We start from the raw sequence: 15,444 nt of genomic DNA, 5'->3' as shown, positions 1-15,444 counted from the left end.
TCCCATCCCCCGGTCTACTTCCAATCTGTGTAAAGATCTGTTCTCCGGTCTCGCCACGTCGTTACTGATCCGTGTTCACGAACGCGGTACAACAGCTTCAGGTCCAGATCAGCTGTAATAATCATATCATTATTAATTTCGCCTTCTGCCAACAGTCCCATTGGAGGAAACGGTATATCATTGGGAGTTATAATTGCCGCTTGGCCGAAATTTGCACGCATCAAGTCTACTGTCGGTAGTGAGCCTACAGTAGACGTCAGCACTACGTAAACCTGATTTTCGATTGCACGGGCATGGCTGCTATATCTGACCCTATGAAAGCCATGACGATCATCAGTACAGGAGGGACAAAAAATTACATCTGCACCCTTAGCTCTGGCCATACGCACAATTTCCGGGAATTCCATATCATAGCAGGTCAGCATCGCGACAGTCCCCTTACTGGTCTCGAACACCTGGAGTTCTTCGCCTGCGCCCATATTCCAACCCTTTACCTCCGCTGGCGTGATATGCAGTTTGGCTTGCTCAGCAATGGTTCCGTCAGGATAAAATAAATGTGCTACATTGTACAGCTTGTCATTCCTGCGCAACACATGGGTCCCGCCAATGATGTGTAGATTGTATTTGGAAGCAAAACCGGAGAACATCTCTCGGTATCGATCTGTAAATTGTGGAAGGTCTTCAATACCCAGTGCATTTCCCTGCATGTCTCCAATGGACATCAGCTGAGTGGTCAGAAATTCCGGGAATAAAATGAATTCAGACCCGAATTCCTCAGCAGTCTTTATATAATGTTCGCATTCAGTTGCAAACTCCTCGAAAGAGGATATCGTATGCAGATGATATTGTACTGCCGATACGCGAAAGGACATTCTGAATTCCTCCTAAATGTGCGGTGCACGTCTTATTTTAGAATATAAAAATTCATATAGTACATGAAATTTTAACATATAGATGTTTAAAATTACACTGGATAAACCGCAAAAAGGGCTGCTTTTGAATAAGGGACTTGAGTCCCTTTAGCAGCCCTTTTTGTGATTCCTTTAACCTTTTACTGATTCGTTACCTTAAAGGTAAACTTAAGCTGCCAAGTTGCTCCGCCGTCCTCGGTAATATAAAGAGACGAATTCTCGTACCCTTTGGCAGCGAGCCAGCCTTCCTTGTTACTGGTGAAGGAGATTACGCCCTCATAGCCAACAATGGCAGGAAGATTAGTCCACTGCTTGCCGCCGTTATATGAACGTCCAACTGCAACCTTCTCCCCTGCTGGTGAGAAACCAACCAGAAAAGCTGTGTTGCTTCCAACCAGCTCCAGATTCCCCGGTTTGCCAGATGCGGGTCCAGACTTAAACTGAGCCGGCCCGCTGCCCGGTGCTGGACCGCCTCCAGCAGTCTCCTCAGCGATCACACGATTCCAGCTACCACCCATGTTCGCGCTGGCATATAGCGAATACGATGTCTGTGACATACCCGATCCGCCATACAACACTACATATACCTGGTTACCCTTCGCATACACTTGCCCAAACTCAGGGTCAGTAAAGTTTGCCTTCAGTGAAAGATGCCAAGTAGCCCCACCATCTGCTGTCTTCATCACCCGGTAACCGGTCCCTGGCGCGATCACAACTGCCCAGCCTGTGTTACGGCTGCTGAAATATGCGCCCCGTGTATTGGCCGGAGTCGAAATTTGGCTCCAGCTTAGTCCTGCGTCCTTGGTGTAATATGTTGAAGCCCGATTATAGCCAAAGCCGTTCTTGCTATCCATAAAGTCAATTCTTTCAAAGCTCACAGCCTTGTTAGACAGCCGTTTCCAGGTAGAACCCCCATCCGTAGTACGAATTAAATATTGAGCCTGCCCATCTCCCGCGGAAGCAAGTGCCCAGCCGTGTACATTATCGGGAAAATCGATCTGTGCAAAGCTCCACTGCCCTTGATAAATCTCCTGAAAATGGCAACCTCCATCCGAGGTTCCTATCATAAAACCGTTGCCTGCGGCCCGGCCTATATCAGCGTTTAGAAACTGAATGTCGGAAAAGCTTAGCGGCGTGCTCCCGTCTCCTGAATGCTTGTCCTGTAATCCCTTCAGCAATCCATGATCACCACTCCCGCAAGCCGGTACAGCAGCATTTGCTGCCTGTGCGGTCGAAGCCGCTGTTCCCCAGCCCGAGAAAGCTAAAAGACCGACTGAAAGGAGAACTAATGTTGTTTTGTACATCTTTTGTGTCCAATTCATGATGGCACCTCCTAGTATATTTATACCCGTTCTAAGAATCACTACTCAGTTATACCCTTCGGAGTACTAGTATATCTACCGTAAACAGTCTCAGAATGGAAACAATTTTTTTACCAAACCTCAGAATCATCCGTATGAATATCCTTACTCTTCCTTCCCCATAATGAAGGTGAATAGATCATTCCCAACTTTCAGCAAGGATTGTATACATTAATAGTCTGTTTCTAGAAGCGAGAAAGGAGATTGTGCCATGTCGAGTGATTCCGCTAATCCACCGGTGCGCAAACACCGCCTACGTCGGATGTTCCGGCTGCTGGCCGCTATGATTGTCCTACTACTACTGGCTGCCGGAGCTCTGCTTGGTTACCTATATCAGAAAGAGCTGCCTCCAATCGGAGATGATATCCGCTCCAAGCTGCTCGACTCCCGGGGTAACGTATTAGCCACGTTCACTTCTGATGGGCGCAGCCGTGATCCGGTCGAGTTGAGCCAAATCTCCCCGCTACTCATTCAGGCTACGCTCGCAGTAGAGGATCGCAAATTTTATGATCATGCTGGCTTTGACCTGCTGGGCATGGGCCGCGCTGTGCTCGTTAATCTGGAGGAAGGGAACCGTACACAAGGGGCCAGCACATTGACCCAACAGCTTGCGCGCAATCTTTACCTCTCCCACGAGAAGACGTGGACACGCAAAGCTAAGGAAGCTGTATACACAATGCAGCTTGAAATGAAATACAGCAAGGATGAAATTCTAAACATGTATTTAAATGAAATTTATTACGGTCACGGGGCCTACGGCATTGAAGCCGCGGCCCGGATGTATTTCGGCAAAGCCGCAGCAGACTTAGACCTTGCCGAGAGCGCCATGCTGGCCGGCATTCCAAAAGGGCCTACCTACTATTCGCCCTATAACCATATGGATAATGCCAAAAAGCGCCAAGGTATCATCCTATCCGTCATGGCTGATCTGGGTGAGATTACACAATCGGCAGCGGAGAAAGCCGTACAGGAGAATTTGAGCTTCAAGCCGCAAGGAGAAAAAGATACTACCGTTACTGCACCCTATTTCCGCGATTATGTACGCAACCTTGCAATAGACTCACTGCACATCAGCAGTGATGAGCTGGACCAAGGTGGACTGAAGGTTTACACCACCCTTGATCCCGATATGCAACAGGCTGCGGAAACCGCTGTCGAGCAAGGAATGGATTCGAGCAGCGAACTGGAGACAGCGCTTGTATCCATAGATCCCCGTACTGGGTATATCAAAGCAATGGTCGGTGGTACCAATTATCGTGCTAACCAGTTCAATCATGCTCTGGCGACAACACGCCAGCCGGGTTCATCCTTTAAGCCGATCATGTATTTGACCGCGCTCTCTTCCAAAGTGATGACTGGCCTCTCCGTCTTCAATAGCGAGCCAACACTTTTTCACTACGATAACAACCGCAAAACCTATCAGCCCAAAAATTTTGGTGACAAATATCTCGGTGAGATCAATATGCGCCAGGCTATAGCGGCTTCCGACAATATCTATGCCGTCAATACAATTATGAAGGTGGGCGCGGAGAAGGTGGCTGCAATGGCTGCCAAAATGGGAATCGACAGCCCACTTCAGAGTGTGCCTTCATTAGCACTTGGCACCTCTCCCGTCAGTCCGCTAGAAATGGCCGCAGCCTTTGCTGTAATCGGGGATGGAGGTGTGAAAATGCCCACTACCGCTATCCTGAAGATCACTGATGCCCAGGATAATATTCTATATGAAGCTCCGCAACTGCAAGGAGAGACTGTCGTCGAGCCTGCAGCTGCCTATGTATTAACTCGGCTGATGGAAGGTGTATTCGAATCTGGGGGAACGGGTAACCGTGTAGCCTCCATAATTAAGCGTCCTGTCGCCGGGAAGACTGGCACTACTGACACCGACGGCTGGATGGTCGGCTTCACACCGGAGCTCTCCACTGCAGTCTGGGTGGGATATGACAAAGGACGGAATATTGCCACAGCTGATGGACGGCGGGCAGCTCCAATTTTTGCCCAATTTACCGAAAAGGCGCTGGAGAGTATTCCGCCCAAAATTTTCCCGATACCTGACGGCGTCGTCAGTGTGTATGTGAATCCACAATCCGGTAAACTGGCTACGGCAGCATGTCCTACGAAGGAGCTGGAGACCTTCATCAGCGGCACGGAACCTACCGAATACTGCGATCAGCATGGCGAAGGTGAGAGTTCTGATCCTGCTGCCGAGGGCTCCCAAAACATAACAGCTCCACTCAAGGAGGATCATTCCTTGTGGAATGATATTAAACGGTGGTGGATGAATTAACCTTAGTTACAACAGCAAGCGTTAGCGATACGATGAGAGCGCTCAGACATTACTCTGCTTATTAAATAGTCCTAAGAGCGTTTCGGTAGTACAAAATTCGGTTAAAAAGAAAAGAACCCCAAAAAACCTCTCCCTTCTAGTTTCACGAACGGAGAGGTTCTTATTGCTCAAGCTACTCAGCTTGGCTATCAATGGTTGACCATGTCTGAACATGGCGCAAATCAAATTTCATTCAATGAATACGCTTTCTTGTTCTCTAATATTACAATTACTGTTATAATAATAGATATTCACCAAAAATATATGATTAAATGAGGGACATGGGATGAAAGATACAGGCATGATCCGGAGTTTAGACAGTCTTGGCAGAATTGTAGTTCCCGTAGAAATTAGGATGACACGTAATATCGACATTGGAGATCCGATCGAATTTTTTATTTTAGACGAGAATATTATTGTACTAAGAAAGTACACCTCTACCGAATGTACATTTTGCAGAAGCCTTGAGCAGGTAAGCTATTATAAAGATCAATTTATTTGTAGCAATTGTGTGAAAGAACTGGGCAATCCGGAGCGAATCTCGCAAGAGTCAGAACCACGCCAAGAGGATGCACAGGAGTCCGCTGTACATACTAACAGTATCCGCCGAACAAAGACCGAAGAAATGAACCAGCGCCTGCAACAAGCCATTGTAGATCATCCCTTCGCTAATCAGAAAGGGCTCGCTGAAATACTGGGTATTAGCCAGGCAAGAGTGAGCCAGCTAAAACGCAAATTTAGCTCTACGAGCAAATAATAGGGTTGTAAATTTATTAAAAAAGGCTTCGCCCTCCTGAGACAGGAAAGGCGAAGCCTTTTTTCTTATATTGTCCCTCTCAACAGGAAGTAACTTCGCTCTAATCTGACAGTGCTGTCTTCAGTTCCAGCGGTGACGCATCCCACCAAACCTCATTATGGGAAATCAACAATGATTTCAGTGCAGCCTTTTCTGTTGCTCCAAGCCCGTCCACATTGATCTTGCGCTTAAGCGCTGCATCAAGCTTATTTACATGCTCGGCAAGAATCTTCCAGCCACGACGCGCTTCAGCATCTATCCACATCTCACAAGACGTGATTCCAGCATAAAATTGTCCTTCTGGTAACCGATCGACAGCGACCCACACTACCCAAACCTGTCTTCCATCCGGAACATCCTCACGATTCGTGGAGAATTTAATACCCTTTTCTACCTTGCTCTTGGCATGCATGGCACCGATATCAATGACCGCCTCACCTCCGTCAATAATGACTGGAGACACATTGTTCAGATCTATAGAGCCTGCTCCAAAGCCTTTATGTTTGCTCTTCGCATTCACAATATTCAAGGCAATCTGTTTCTTGCCTTCCGGTTGTAGATTATCCACAGGTGCACATCCTTCCTCTTACGAATAATTTAATTTTAGCTAATAATACGGCGAATGCAAACATATACATTCCGTAGATGCTTGTCACGGGAGGAATTATTGTATGAAGCCACTGTCATTAAGGTCCAAAATTATCCTTGCGACCCTGGCCACCCTAGCTCTACTAGGAGGGGCAATAGATGTCTTTTCAGGGCTTCGTCCTGTTGCTGTAACCATCTCTGCCCCAAAAGAGGCCAAGTCCCTAGTAACCACACCCAAGACAATCGCCCGGCAACTGCCGCTTCCGGATTATTCCCCCGTCCCGGTCACTGAGGCACTAAGCCAAAGAGTTGCTGAATATCACATCGACGTGCAGCTTGTTCCGGATACAGAAACTTTAAAGGCCTCTGAGACGGTAACATGGACCCACCCTGGTGTAAAACCGGTAAGTGATTTGTACTTTCATTTATATCCAAATGCATTTTCCTCCACAGATACAACTTTTATGCAAGAGTCAGGGGGCGAGCTGAGGGGAGACAGTATGCCTGATAACGGATTCGGCAGCATGACTTTAACTGATCTGCGTACCACAGAGGGGGTATCACTGCTTCAGAGAGTGCAATATGTACAACCGGATGACGGCAATATAAATGATAAGACATTGGTCAAGGTACATCTCCCCCAGCCCGTTAATGGTGGAGAGAGCGTCACACTCAAACTTCAGTTTGAAGTCAAACTGCCCAAAATATTTGCCCGCATGGGCACTTCAGGGAATTTCGTTATGGCTGGTCAATGGTTTCCCAAGCTTAGCGTCTACGAACCTGCCGGAACTCGAGGAGTGACCGAAGAAGGTTGGAATCTGCATCAATACCACGGTACCTCTGAATTCTATAGCGATTTCGGAATATACAATGTAACCATTTCCGTTCCCTCAAATTATACGGTCGCGGCAACCGGGTTCCCTGTCAAAAATGCCAAACTGAAGCAGGAACAGAAAATATATCAGTTCTACGCAGATGATGTCCATGACTTCGCCTGGGCCGCATCTCCTGACTTTGTGTACGCAGAAGAAGCCCTCTCTACACCGGAGGTTCCCGGTGTGCGAATTAAGCTGTATCTGGACCCTTTGCATCAGGATCTAAAGGAGCGCTACTTTCAGGCTGCCAAAGCTGCCCTTACCTCCTTTAGCAAATGGTATGGCCCTTATCCCTACTCCACTCTGTCTATCGTCGTCCCTCCCAAAGGGGGGAACGGCGCTGGGGGAATGGAATATCCTACACTGATTACGGCTTTCGGTGCTGCTGAGATTTCTCCGAACACCTCACTCGAGCGCACCATCATCCATGAAATAGGTCATCAGTATTTCTACGGCATGGTGGCGAGCAATGAATTTGAGGAGGCTTGGCTGGACGAAAGCTTCACCTCCTATGCCGAAGATAAGCTAATGGAGCAAGAGTATGGTATTATGGCCAACCTCCCCCTGCAATCCAGTCTGGTAACTACCTCGCAACCGTTGGATCTAGAAACCTGGAAATACGGAGGAGCCGATTCATACACCCGAAATGTATATATTCGTGGCAAGCTGGTGCTTAAGGATATCGAACGGTTGACAAGTGCTAAGGTTATGGCTGCCATCATGTCTTCTTATACCCATAAGTACCGCTTCCAGCATCCCTCCACCTCCGATTTCCAGAAAATTGTGGAGAAAGTGACCGGGAAATCTTGGCAGACTTATTTTGACCAATATGTGTATAGCGGTGGGGCTCCAGATTTTGCTATAGAGAATATTACTATTCCTTCTAATAAGAGCAACAGTGGGGACGCACATAGCTATGAATCGCTGGTAAAGGTCGTGAATAAAGGGAGTGCTTATGCAAACGTCCCCCTTAAGTTCACCTTCTCCGACGGATATACGATGGAGCGTATCTGGAGCGGGGAGCACAAGGAAACTACATTCCAGCTATTCCATAATGCGCCGCTGCTATCCGCTGAGATTGATCCTGATCACTCCATTCTGCTGGAGAGTAAACATATCAACAACTTCAAACTGGCGGCACTGGATCAGGATACACTCTCCCGCTGGACGGTAAGTATGACGAAACTGCTTGAATCAGTGCTCGGAACTCTTGTCTGGTGAGGTGAGAATGGTGAAAAGATCAATAACCCGTGGCTGGTACTGCATGAAGGAGCAACTTTATATTCTGATCCTGTTATTCATATATCGTCTGCTCTGGGGCTACTTTATGTACAGGTTCGTGCGCGCTGCTATTGTTCCGATTCTTCTGCATTATCCCGATATAAACGCTGGGGGCAGTGAAATCGGCAGATTGTTATACTATATTGAAGGCCAGTTCAGCTTGAGCTCCGATCCGGCAGTGCAGCGTTGGCTGTGGACTTTGCTGGGCTTGGCTGCTTTACGCTTGCTGCTATCGCCCTTCATACGGGCGGGACTACTGCATGAATTGCATCAGGAACGCAAGGGAGAGCGTGGCTTGTTTTTTTTCTCAGGCATGAAAATCTATGGACTACCCGTTTTGCTCTTTAGTCTGATTGAATGGCTCCTGACTCTATTGCCGCTTTATTGGCTTGCCCCAAAAATGTACGGGCTGCTGCTGCCCTCCTTTCTGGACTATACAATATTATTCAAGCTGGTTCCTTATATCCTCATATGGCTGGTGTATATCTTCTTTATTCGCTTAGTACTTCTATATATACAGTTTGGCTACACCAGTGGCACCGGGATGTTCTCCTCGCTGTTGATCTGTTTGAGGGTTAGCATCCCTGCTATTGGGATATCCATTATACTTGGGACTGCAGGGCTGATTCTGCTACTGATCGGCGGATTGACCGGAATCTTCTGCCCTGGACTGCCTGCACTCCTTATCCGCCAAATTTCACCGCTCCCCTCCACTCTTTTCAAAATGTGGGGAATCACAGCACAATACCATCTTTGGAAAAGTAAGGCCTTTCCACAATAAATTCATCTTCTAAGGACATTAAAAAAGAGTCTCCCCTTCTGCAAACAGAAGAGGAAACTCTTTTTTGATTACAAATATAATAAGAGTTTGCAAAACCTTAACTCCTTTGATACAATGATGCCTGTACTAGTAGTAACAACTTTGTAATCTTTTAAATCTTTTCTTCATCATTGTATATACGTTATTGGATTTCGATATTGTTGATACGTCACTATTCTGGTGCATAACACGCCAAATTCCCTGCACCGGGGAGTGGGGGAACCATATTTTGGGTGAATTGATCTCCTAACAGAGGGATCATAGGTGAACCTTCTACCGAACCCTTAAGCTAACCTCGCAGGCATTGGAAGGAGTACATCTTTTGAACAGACAGAATTTAAAGAAAAAATGCGCCGCAGCGGCGCTAGGACTTCTCATGGCATTCACTTTGGGAACAGGTAGTGCTTTTGCGGACTCCAAAATGGACACAGTAATCTCCAAAACACTGGGTACCACTTATAAAACAGGTGGGATCAGTACCAATGGATTTGACTGTTCCGGGTTTACTAAATACGTCTTCAAAAATCTCGGCCTTGCTCTTCCACGTACTTCAAAAGCGCAATATAGCGTGGGAACAGCAGTTTCCCGCAATAACATGCGTCCTGGAGACCTTGTATTCTTCAATACTACCGGCGCAGGGATATCCCATGTTGGAATCTTTGTGGGCAGCGGGAAATTCGCACAATCTTCCTCTTCACGTGGTGTAATCATCAGTTCACTTAACGAGAACTATTGGGCCAACCGTTATGTAGGCGCTAAAAGAGTTATGAGTACTACTGCATACAAAACTGTAGCTTATGATTGAAATTCCCCGACAACTATAACCTCTTTAAACTATATGAACCTGAAGTGATTATCACCATAATCATTCTGGGTTTTTTCTTTTCCTTATTCTACCTTTTACACATATTTAACATCGTCGAAACAGCTTTTTAACAGAAAACACAAGAAAATATTGTAAAAAAGACAATTTAGCCGTTATTTCAACGTTTATAGGCATTATCAGTTCAAAAAAAACACAATTATTAGGCATAAATATATTATAAAGGATTGCCAACTGCCGCTGTGTTTGTTACAATTATCGCATCGAGCTTATAGTAACATTTTTGTAATCATTAAGTTGTCTTTTACGAAAGTTTTGTCATGTATTGAATACAGCTATTCCTAATCAACAGTACGTGCCGAGTTCCCTAACAATTAGGGAAACGGGGGAACCACTTTGGGTGAATTGACCTCCTATTTAACAGAGGGGTCATAGGGGACCTTCAACCGAACCCTTAAGCTAACCTCGTAGGCATTTGGAAGGGGTTTACACTTTTGAAGAAGAAGTTGGCAGCAGCAGTACTAAGCTTTTCTATTTTTCTTACAATGGGAATGGGAAGCGCATTCGCGGATTCTAAAATGGATAAAGTGATTGACAAAGCAATCGGGACTAAGTATGTTTCCGGTGGCATCTCAACGAACGGCTTTGATTGCTCTGGATTTACAATGTACGTCTTTGATAAGATTGGCATCGATCTGCCGCACCAATCTGGTTCCCAATACCAAATGGGTTCTGCTATTTCCCGTGATGAGATTAGACCTGGTGATCTTGTGTTTTTTAATACAACAGGTAAAGGTGTTTCTCATGTCGGTATTTATGTTGGTGACGGTAAATTCGCACACGCTTCTTCCTCACGTGGCGTAACCATCAGCTCGCTAAACGATAGCTACTACGTCAGCCGTTACGTTGGCGCCAAACGAATTATGAGCACAGATGCTTATCAAACGCTCGCTACTGATTCTGAAGACAATGATAATGTGCAGTAAGAAGTATTAATACATAGGCTCTTTTCCAGGATTTTTGCCGAAATCTTGGGGGAGAGCTTTTTTTGTGTCTACTATTTATTACCCCTTACAATACTTGTAAAACACAAATTAACAATAAACACTTTATATATAATAGCAATTTATCGAACCCCCCTTTTTTATAAAGTTTATGAGCCAAAGGAAGGTCTTTTTGTATATAATTAGATAAGAAATTATTGCCCTCGTGAAAGGAGGTCTCTGAGCTAATGATTAGTTCATCGGTTACTTTCCACGTTGTTCCTATGGAGATCAAACATGCAAAAGACATCTGCGAGTGGATTTACAAGCCCCCCTATAATATTTATGGCTGGATGCCCTGGGAGCAAATGCAGGCGCTCAATATTGAATTTGGAGATCCACTGCTTCGCCAAGAACAATATGTTTCCGTAATCAATGACCAAGGGATTTTATGCGGATTCGCCCAGCTATTTCCGATGGAAGGTGTAGTTAGACTAGGGATTGGAATGCGTCCAGATCTATGTGGACATGGACTAGGCCATCTATTTGTAGGATCTATTGTAGAAGCTGCTCTGAAGCGTTACCCGGAACGTGAGATTGATCTGGAGGTGTTAACGTGGAACCAACGGGCGATTCTTACCTACCGAAAGTGTGGTTTTACGATTACGGATACTTATGAACGGCGAACTCCGACTGGAGATAAACCCTTTTATTGCATGGTCTATAATAAATAATCCCTTTATGAACAGCCTCCTAAGAAATGAAGTGGGATTTGTTCGTTTTTTTGACACAAACGCTATGACAACGCTTCATATTCCGCTATAATGTAGAGAGCAGCTTACATTGAAGGGACGGATGGGGATGCAAAAATGGATCATGAGCGGTTTGTTTTTTGCCGCCTGTGCCTTTGCGGTAGTACTAATGTTCACCCTTCCTGGCAAAGCAGAGGTAGCTGAACAGGATAAGCCTACAATGCCGGTTGTTCAGCTTGATGAAGCCAAGGCAGAAGCGACTGTGAAGGCCAACTGCATCACCTGCCACGGTGATCAGCTTCAAGGTGATGTTGGACCCAGTCTGCAGAATGAAGGCGGTCAGCATGATGCTGAAGGAATCTATAGCATTGTTACTAAAGGACGCGGCCAAATGCCTTCCTTCAAGGAAAAGCTAGCTCCGGAGGAGATTGCGAACGTTGCTATGTGGCTTTCAGAGAAAAAATAAAGCAGTCTGGAACAACAAATACGCCTGTGCAGCAGATAGGTAACTATCTAGGCACAGGCGTATTTGTTGATTAGCGGTTTTTCTCGAAAGCTTCGTTGAATTCATGCGCTTCGCGGACATCAAGTGGTGTAATGCCACCTGCTTCTATTGAAGTGAGCCGCAGCGTAACGGTTTTATAATCAATCGTAATATGCGGATGGTGTTCAAAAGCTTCGGAAATGGCTGCTACCGCATCCACGAAAGCGATGCCCTTCATATACTCATTAAACATGTATTTCCGCATTAGGATATCATTCTCCAGCTTCCAGCCTTCCAACTTGCTCACCTGCTGACGCAGTTCTTCCTCCGTAAGTAGCAATTCGATTCCTCCCTTACTAAAATAGCAGCAAAGTCTTCATGCCTGCCCTCGCCCTATATGTGTTAAATAAAACATCCCTTAGCTTCTGAGGACCAAGGGATGTGCCAGGATAAAGTTGATTTTCGATTTAATGTATTCTAAAACCCTGGCAAATATAACTCGGCTCTACCAATTTTAACATGGGCTGCTGACTACGGGCAAATCATGTCCCGCTCTGCCCTCTATTAAACCAGAACTACCGAGGCCAAATCTTCTTCTCCAACCAAAATATTAATGCGGTGCGTCTCCTTGTCATAAATCACAACCCCGCTACCTACTTGAATGACCGGTTCCTCACCTAGCGCGAAGAACAGATCCTCGGCAAGCGCTTCCCATACCTCCAGCTTCGATTCCTGTGGCAGCTCCTGCCATTCATCTGGCTCCATTTCGAAAAACACATATCCGTCGGAAATACGTCCGACCGCTTCCGTTAATTCATTCAGAATTTCAGCGTAATCTCTACCATGCTTAACACCCACATATATCACTCCGTTTTCTCCATTGATGAATAATATCGTACCTTATCCATTATAGCCGAAAAAATGACTTCACAAAAAAGGGAATGCTGTCGATAAATAAGAATATACGTTAGTCGGTTTTTCACAGGGTGTCCAGCCGCCATTCAGGGATGATGTACGCGGCTTAGTCGGATCACTATTTAAATCTCATGGACGAGGTGCATAATGGAAATTTCAACAATTCTTGGTTTAGTTTTTGGTTTAATCGCAGTTTTATGGGGGATGATGCTCAAACATGCCCCACTTACAAGTTTAAACAACCCCGCAGCTTACGTTATCATATTTCTCGGTACGGCCGCTTCAATATTTATGGCATTTCCCATGTCAGAAGTTAAGAATATTCCCAAGCTATTCAAGATCCTATTTGTTACAAAAAAGATGGTCAGCAAATCACAACTAATTACTATGTTCATGGAATGGGCTTCTATCACCCGCCGCGAAGGATTGCTGGCGCTGGAATCCAAGGTTGATGAAATAGAGGATAACTTTCTTAGAAACGGCATGCGGATGATTATTGACGGTAATGATCAGGAATTTGTCCGGGATGTACTAATGGAAGATATCCATGCTACAGAAGATCGACATAAAGCAGGAGCACTAATCTTTTCACAGGCCGGTATGTATGCCCCAACCTTGGGGGTACTGGGTGCTGTAATTGGATTGATTGCCGCGCTTGCCGATATGAGTGACATGGACAAGCTGGCTCACGCCATTGCAGGAGCCTTTATCGCTACCCTGCTAGGTATTTTCACCGGTTATGTAATGTGGCATCCTATGGCGAACAAGCTCAAACGACTATCCAAACGAGAAATTGAAGTTCGACTGATGATGGTAGAGGGCCTGTTGTCTATTCAATCGGGCGTATCCACTATTGCTATTAATCAGAAGCTCGCTGTCTTCTTAACACCTGCAGAAAGGGCCAAGCTGACGGAGAAGGAGGCCACCACGAGTGAGTAAAAAGGTTAGACATGAGGAACATGAGGAACATGCTGATGAGTCCTGGCTATTACCCTATTCCGATCTTATGACCCTGCTGGTTGCCTTGTTTCTCGTAATGTATGCTATGAGTGCTACAGATGCCAAGAAGTTCGAAGAAATGAGCCAGGCCTTTAGCTCTGTGCTCAACGGTGGGAGCGGTGTTTTAGATCAAAAAGCTGCCACCCCTACGGAAAGCCAAATGGATCTGGGCAAAGGCACGAAGATGGATAGTGTAGTAGCTGATAACAGCGGTGAAGCGGAGATCGCCAAGCTACGACAGCAGGAGCAAGCGGATCTTGAGAAGCTCAAGAAACAATTTGATCAATATATTAAGAATAACGGACTCACTGATTTGCTAAGTACCAAGTTAAACCAGTCCCAGCTTATGATCACGATCAGTGACAATGCCCTATTTGCCTCTGGCCAGGCCATAGTAAAGGATGATTCAAGGCAGTTGGCTAAATCCATTTCGACCATGCTACAGCAATTTCCTGATTATGATGTACTCGTACAGGGTCATACGGACAACGTGCCTATTGCGAACACCAACTATTCTTCCAACTGGGATCTTAGCGTCGATCGGGCACTGCACTTTATGAAAATACTGCTGCTGAATTCCAATCTTAATCCGCGTAAATTCAGTCCCATCGGATATGGAGAATATCATCCGATTGCGGATAATTCTACTGCTACCGGACGCTCCAAAAACCGCCGTGTAGAGGTCTCTATCATCCGTAAATATCAGGCATCCACTGAGTTTACAGGCATCGTTCCATCCACTAAATAATTTCTATAGCATAATAAAAGAGCTGTCCAAAAGGTCTACGACCTTTAAGACAGCTCTTTTTTTCTACCCATACATCCTTAGCCCTACAGCAACTCGTAATTCAACATAGTCCCCAGCTCCGACTTCTCCTGGGGTGACAGCTCCCGCCATTCTCCCATTTGCAGAGCCCCTAGACGAATATTCATAATCCGGATGCGTTGCAGCTTTCTAACCTCATAGCCAAAAGCGCTGCACATGCGGCGAACTTGCCGATTCTTGCCTTCTGTCAGAATAATACGGAATACTCTCTCTGTAATACGTGTCACCTCACAGGGCAGCGTCTTGCCACCTGCTATCTTGACCCCAGTAGACATACCCAGAATAAAAGAAGGAGTAATTGGTCTATCTACGGTAACTACATATTCTTTCTCATGCTGTCCTTCTGCCCGCAGTATCTTGTTAACGATATCTCCATCATTCGTAAGCAAGATTAATCCTTCCGAATCCTTATCGAGCCGACCAATCGGAAAAATACGCTCATGGTGACCAATAAAATCGACGATATTCCCTTTGATGTGCTCCTCAGTAGTAGAAGTAATACCTACTGGCTTGTTGAGAGCGATGTAAACGGTCGTACTACCCGTTTCAAGAATCCTCCCATCAATTAATACCTCATCACCTGAAACAGCCTGACTACCAAGCACAGCAAGCTCTCCATTGATTGTAACCCTGCCACCCTCCACCAGCTTGTCTGCCTCACGGCGTGAGCAGTATCCTGTCTCACTGATGAACTTGTTGATTCTCAC

16 protein-coding genes and 2 riboswitches are annotated in these 15,444 nt (G+C 45.8%); of the genes, 10 read left to right on the top strand and 6 right to left on the bottom strand.

All coding sequences use genetic code 11. The features are described from left to right. Window positions 1-14: 14 nt before the first annotated feature. On the bottom strand, window positions 15-872 hold the full coding sequence (locus tag GJB61_RS30680) for a carbon-nitrogen hydrolase family protein (protein ID WP_154122809.1): 858 nt from the start codon (window positions 870-872) through the stop codon (window positions 15-17). Window positions 873-1,051: 179 nt separating this feature from the next. Beyond that, window positions 1,052-2,233, bottom strand: coding sequence for a beta propeller repeat protein (locus GJB61_RS30675; protein ID WP_154122808.1), 1,182 nt, complete (start codon window positions 2,231-2,233; stop codon window positions 1,052-1,054). A 250-nt stretch (window positions 2,234-2,483) separates the two neighbouring features. Between GJB61_RS30675 and GJB61_RS30670 the strand changes: the two genes are divergently transcribed. Then, window positions 2,484-4,556 (top strand): transglycosylase domain-containing protein, encoded by a 2,073-nt coding sequence (locus GJB61_RS30670; protein WP_154122807.1) that lies wholly within the window; start codon window positions 2,484-2,486, stop codon window positions 4,554-4,556. A gap of 325 nt (window positions 4,557-4,881) precedes the next feature. Continuing rightward, window positions 4,882-5,352, top strand: coding sequence for an AbrB/MazE/SpoVT family DNA-binding domain-containing protein (locus tag GJB61_RS30665; protein WP_154122806.1), 471 nt, complete (start codon window positions 4,882-4,884; stop codon window positions 5,350-5,352). Window positions 5,353-5,452: 100 nt separating this feature from the next. Here GJB61_RS30665 and GJB61_RS30660 read toward each other — a convergent pair whose 3' ends face one another. Next, window positions 5,453-5,959 carry a YwhD family protein gene (locus tag GJB61_RS30660; RefSeq protein ID WP_338116206.1) on the bottom strand — a complete coding sequence of 169 codons (507 nt, stop codon included), beginning with the start codon at window positions 5,957-5,959 and terminating at the stop codon, window positions 5,453-5,455. Window positions 5,960-6,062: 103 nt separating this feature from the next. Between GJB61_RS30660 and GJB61_RS30655 the strand changes: the two genes are divergently transcribed. From GJB61_RS30655 to GJB61_RS30630, 6 genes are all read left to right on the top strand, one after another. Further along, window positions 6,063-8,075 carry a M1 family metallopeptidase gene (locus GJB61_RS30655; RefSeq protein ID WP_154122805.1) on the top strand — a complete coding sequence of 671 codons (2,013 nt, stop codon included), beginning with the start codon at window positions 6,063-6,065 and terminating at the stop codon, window positions 8,073-8,075. A gap of 43 nt (window positions 8,076-8,118) precedes the next feature. Then, a complete protein-coding gene (locus tag GJB61_RS30650) occupies window positions 8,119-8,916 on the top strand; it encodes a hypothetical protein (RefSeq protein WP_229522539.1) in 798 nt (265 codons plus the stop codon). A 219-nt stretch (window positions 8,917-9,135) separates the two neighbouring features. Then, window positions 9,136-9,274: riboswitch (cyclic di-AMP (ydaO/yuaA leader) on the top strand. A 57-nt stretch (window positions 9,275-9,331) separates the two neighbouring features. After that, window positions 9,332-9,760 (top strand): C40 family peptidase, encoded by a 429-nt coding sequence (locus GJB61_RS30645; protein ID WP_154122828.1) that lies wholly within the window; start codon window positions 9,332-9,334, stop codon window positions 9,758-9,760. 364 nt (window positions 9,761-10,124) lie between these two features. Next, window positions 10,125-10,267: riboswitch (cyclic di-AMP (ydaO/yuaA leader) on the top strand. A gap of 5 nt (window positions 10,268-10,272) precedes the next feature. Further along, window positions 10,273-10,764 (top strand): C40 family peptidase, encoded by a 492-nt coding sequence (locus GJB61_RS30640; RefSeq protein WP_420819786.1) that lies wholly within the window; start codon window positions 10,273-10,275, stop codon window positions 10,762-10,764. 245 nt (window positions 10,765-11,009) lie between these two features. After that, window positions 11,010-11,495, top strand: a complete 486-nt coding sequence (locus GJB61_RS30635; RefSeq protein ID WP_154122803.1) for a GNAT family N-acetyltransferase — start codon at window positions 11,010-11,012, stop codon at window positions 11,493-11,495. Between the two features lie 127 nt (window positions 11,496-11,622). After that, window positions 11,623-11,979 carry a c-type cytochrome gene (locus tag GJB61_RS30630; RefSeq protein WP_154122802.1) on the top strand — a complete coding sequence of 119 codons (357 nt, stop codon included), beginning with the start codon at window positions 11,623-11,625 and terminating at the stop codon, window positions 11,977-11,979. 70 nt (window positions 11,980-12,049) lie between these two features. Here GJB61_RS30630 and GJB61_RS30625 read toward each other — a convergent pair whose 3' ends face one another. After that, the gene (locus GJB61_RS30625; RefSeq protein WP_154122801.1) at window positions 12,050-12,337 is read right to left on the bottom strand and encodes a 4a-hydroxytetrahydrobiopterin dehydratase; all 288 of its coding nucleotides are present in this window, start codon (window positions 12,335-12,337) and stop codon (window positions 12,050-12,052) included. A gap of 224 nt (window positions 12,338-12,561) precedes the next feature. Continuing rightward, entirely contained in the window at window positions 12,562-12,855 is a 294-nt protein-coding gene (locus GJB61_RS30620) for a hypothetical protein (protein WP_338116211.1), read from the bottom strand. A 204-nt stretch (window positions 12,856-13,059) separates the two neighbouring features. Between GJB61_RS30620 and motA the strand changes: the two genes are divergently transcribed. Further along, window positions 13,060-13,851: a flagellar motor stator protein MotA gene (gene motA, locus GJB61_RS30615; protein ID WP_154122800.1), complete on the top strand. Its 792-nt coding sequence runs from the start codon at window positions 13,060-13,062 to the stop codon at window positions 13,849-13,851. Continuing rightward, the gene (locus GJB61_RS30610) at window positions 13,844-14,659 is read left to right on the top strand and encodes a flagellar motor protein MotB (protein WP_338116205.1); all 816 of its coding nucleotides are present in this window, start codon (window positions 13,844-13,846) and stop codon (window positions 14,657-14,659) included. Before motA ends, GJB61_RS30610 begins: the two co-directional genes overlap by 8 nt. An 83-nt stretch (window positions 14,660-14,742) precedes the next feature. Here GJB61_RS30610 and rluF read toward each other — a convergent pair whose 3' ends face one another. Beyond that, the gene (rluF, locus tag GJB61_RS30605) at window positions 14,743-15,444 is read right to left on the bottom strand and encodes a 23S rRNA pseudouridine(2604) synthase RluF (protein WP_338116210.1); all 702 of its coding nucleotides are present in this window, start codon (window positions 15,442-15,444) and stop codon (window positions 14,743-14,745) included.

This window comes from Paenibacillus monticola (assembly GCF_009664975.1).
GTDB lineage: Bacteria > Bacillota > Bacilli > Paenibacillales > Paenibacillaceae > Paenibacillus_AQ > Paenibacillus_AQ monticola.
This window is presented reverse-complemented; position numbering and strand designations above follow the sequence as displayed.

Coding starts and splice junctions, on each gene's coding strand:
- GJB61_RS30680 (WP_154122809.1), bottom strand. CDS start 872: ATGTCCTTTCGCGTATCGGCAGTACAATATCATCTGCATACGATATCC.
- GJB61_RS30675 (WP_154122808.1), bottom strand. CDS start 2,233: ATGAATTGGACACAAAAGATGTACAAAACAACATTAGTTCTCCTTTCA.
- GJB61_RS30670 (WP_154122807.1), top strand. CDS start 2,484: ATGTCGAGTGATTCCGCTAATCCACCGGTGCGCAAACACCGCCTACGT.
- GJB61_RS30665 (WP_154122806.1), top strand. CDS start 4,882: ATGAAAGATACAGGCATGATCCGGAGTTTAGACAGTCTTGGCAGAATT.
- GJB61_RS30655 (WP_154122805.1), top strand. CDS start 6,063: ATGAAGCCACTGTCATTAAGGTCCAAAATTATCCTTGCGACCCTGGCC.
- GJB61_RS30650 (WP_229522539.1), top strand. CDS start 8,119: ATGAAGGAGCAACTTTATATTCTGATCCTGTTATTCATATATCGTCTG.
- GJB61_RS30645 (WP_154122828.1), top strand. CDS start 9,332: ATGGCATTCACTTTGGGAACAGGTAGTGCTTTTGCGGACTCCAAAATG.
- GJB61_RS30635 (WP_154122803.1), top strand. CDS start 11,010: ATGATTAGTTCATCGGTTACTTTCCACGTTGTTCCTATGGAGATCAAA.
- GJB61_RS30630 (WP_154122802.1), top strand. CDS start 11,623: ATGCAAAAATGGATCATGAGCGGTTTGTTTTTTGCCGCCTGTGCCTTT.
- motA (WP_154122800.1), top strand. CDS start 13,060: ATGGAAATTTCAACAATTCTTGGTTTAGTTTTTGGTTTAATCGCAGTT.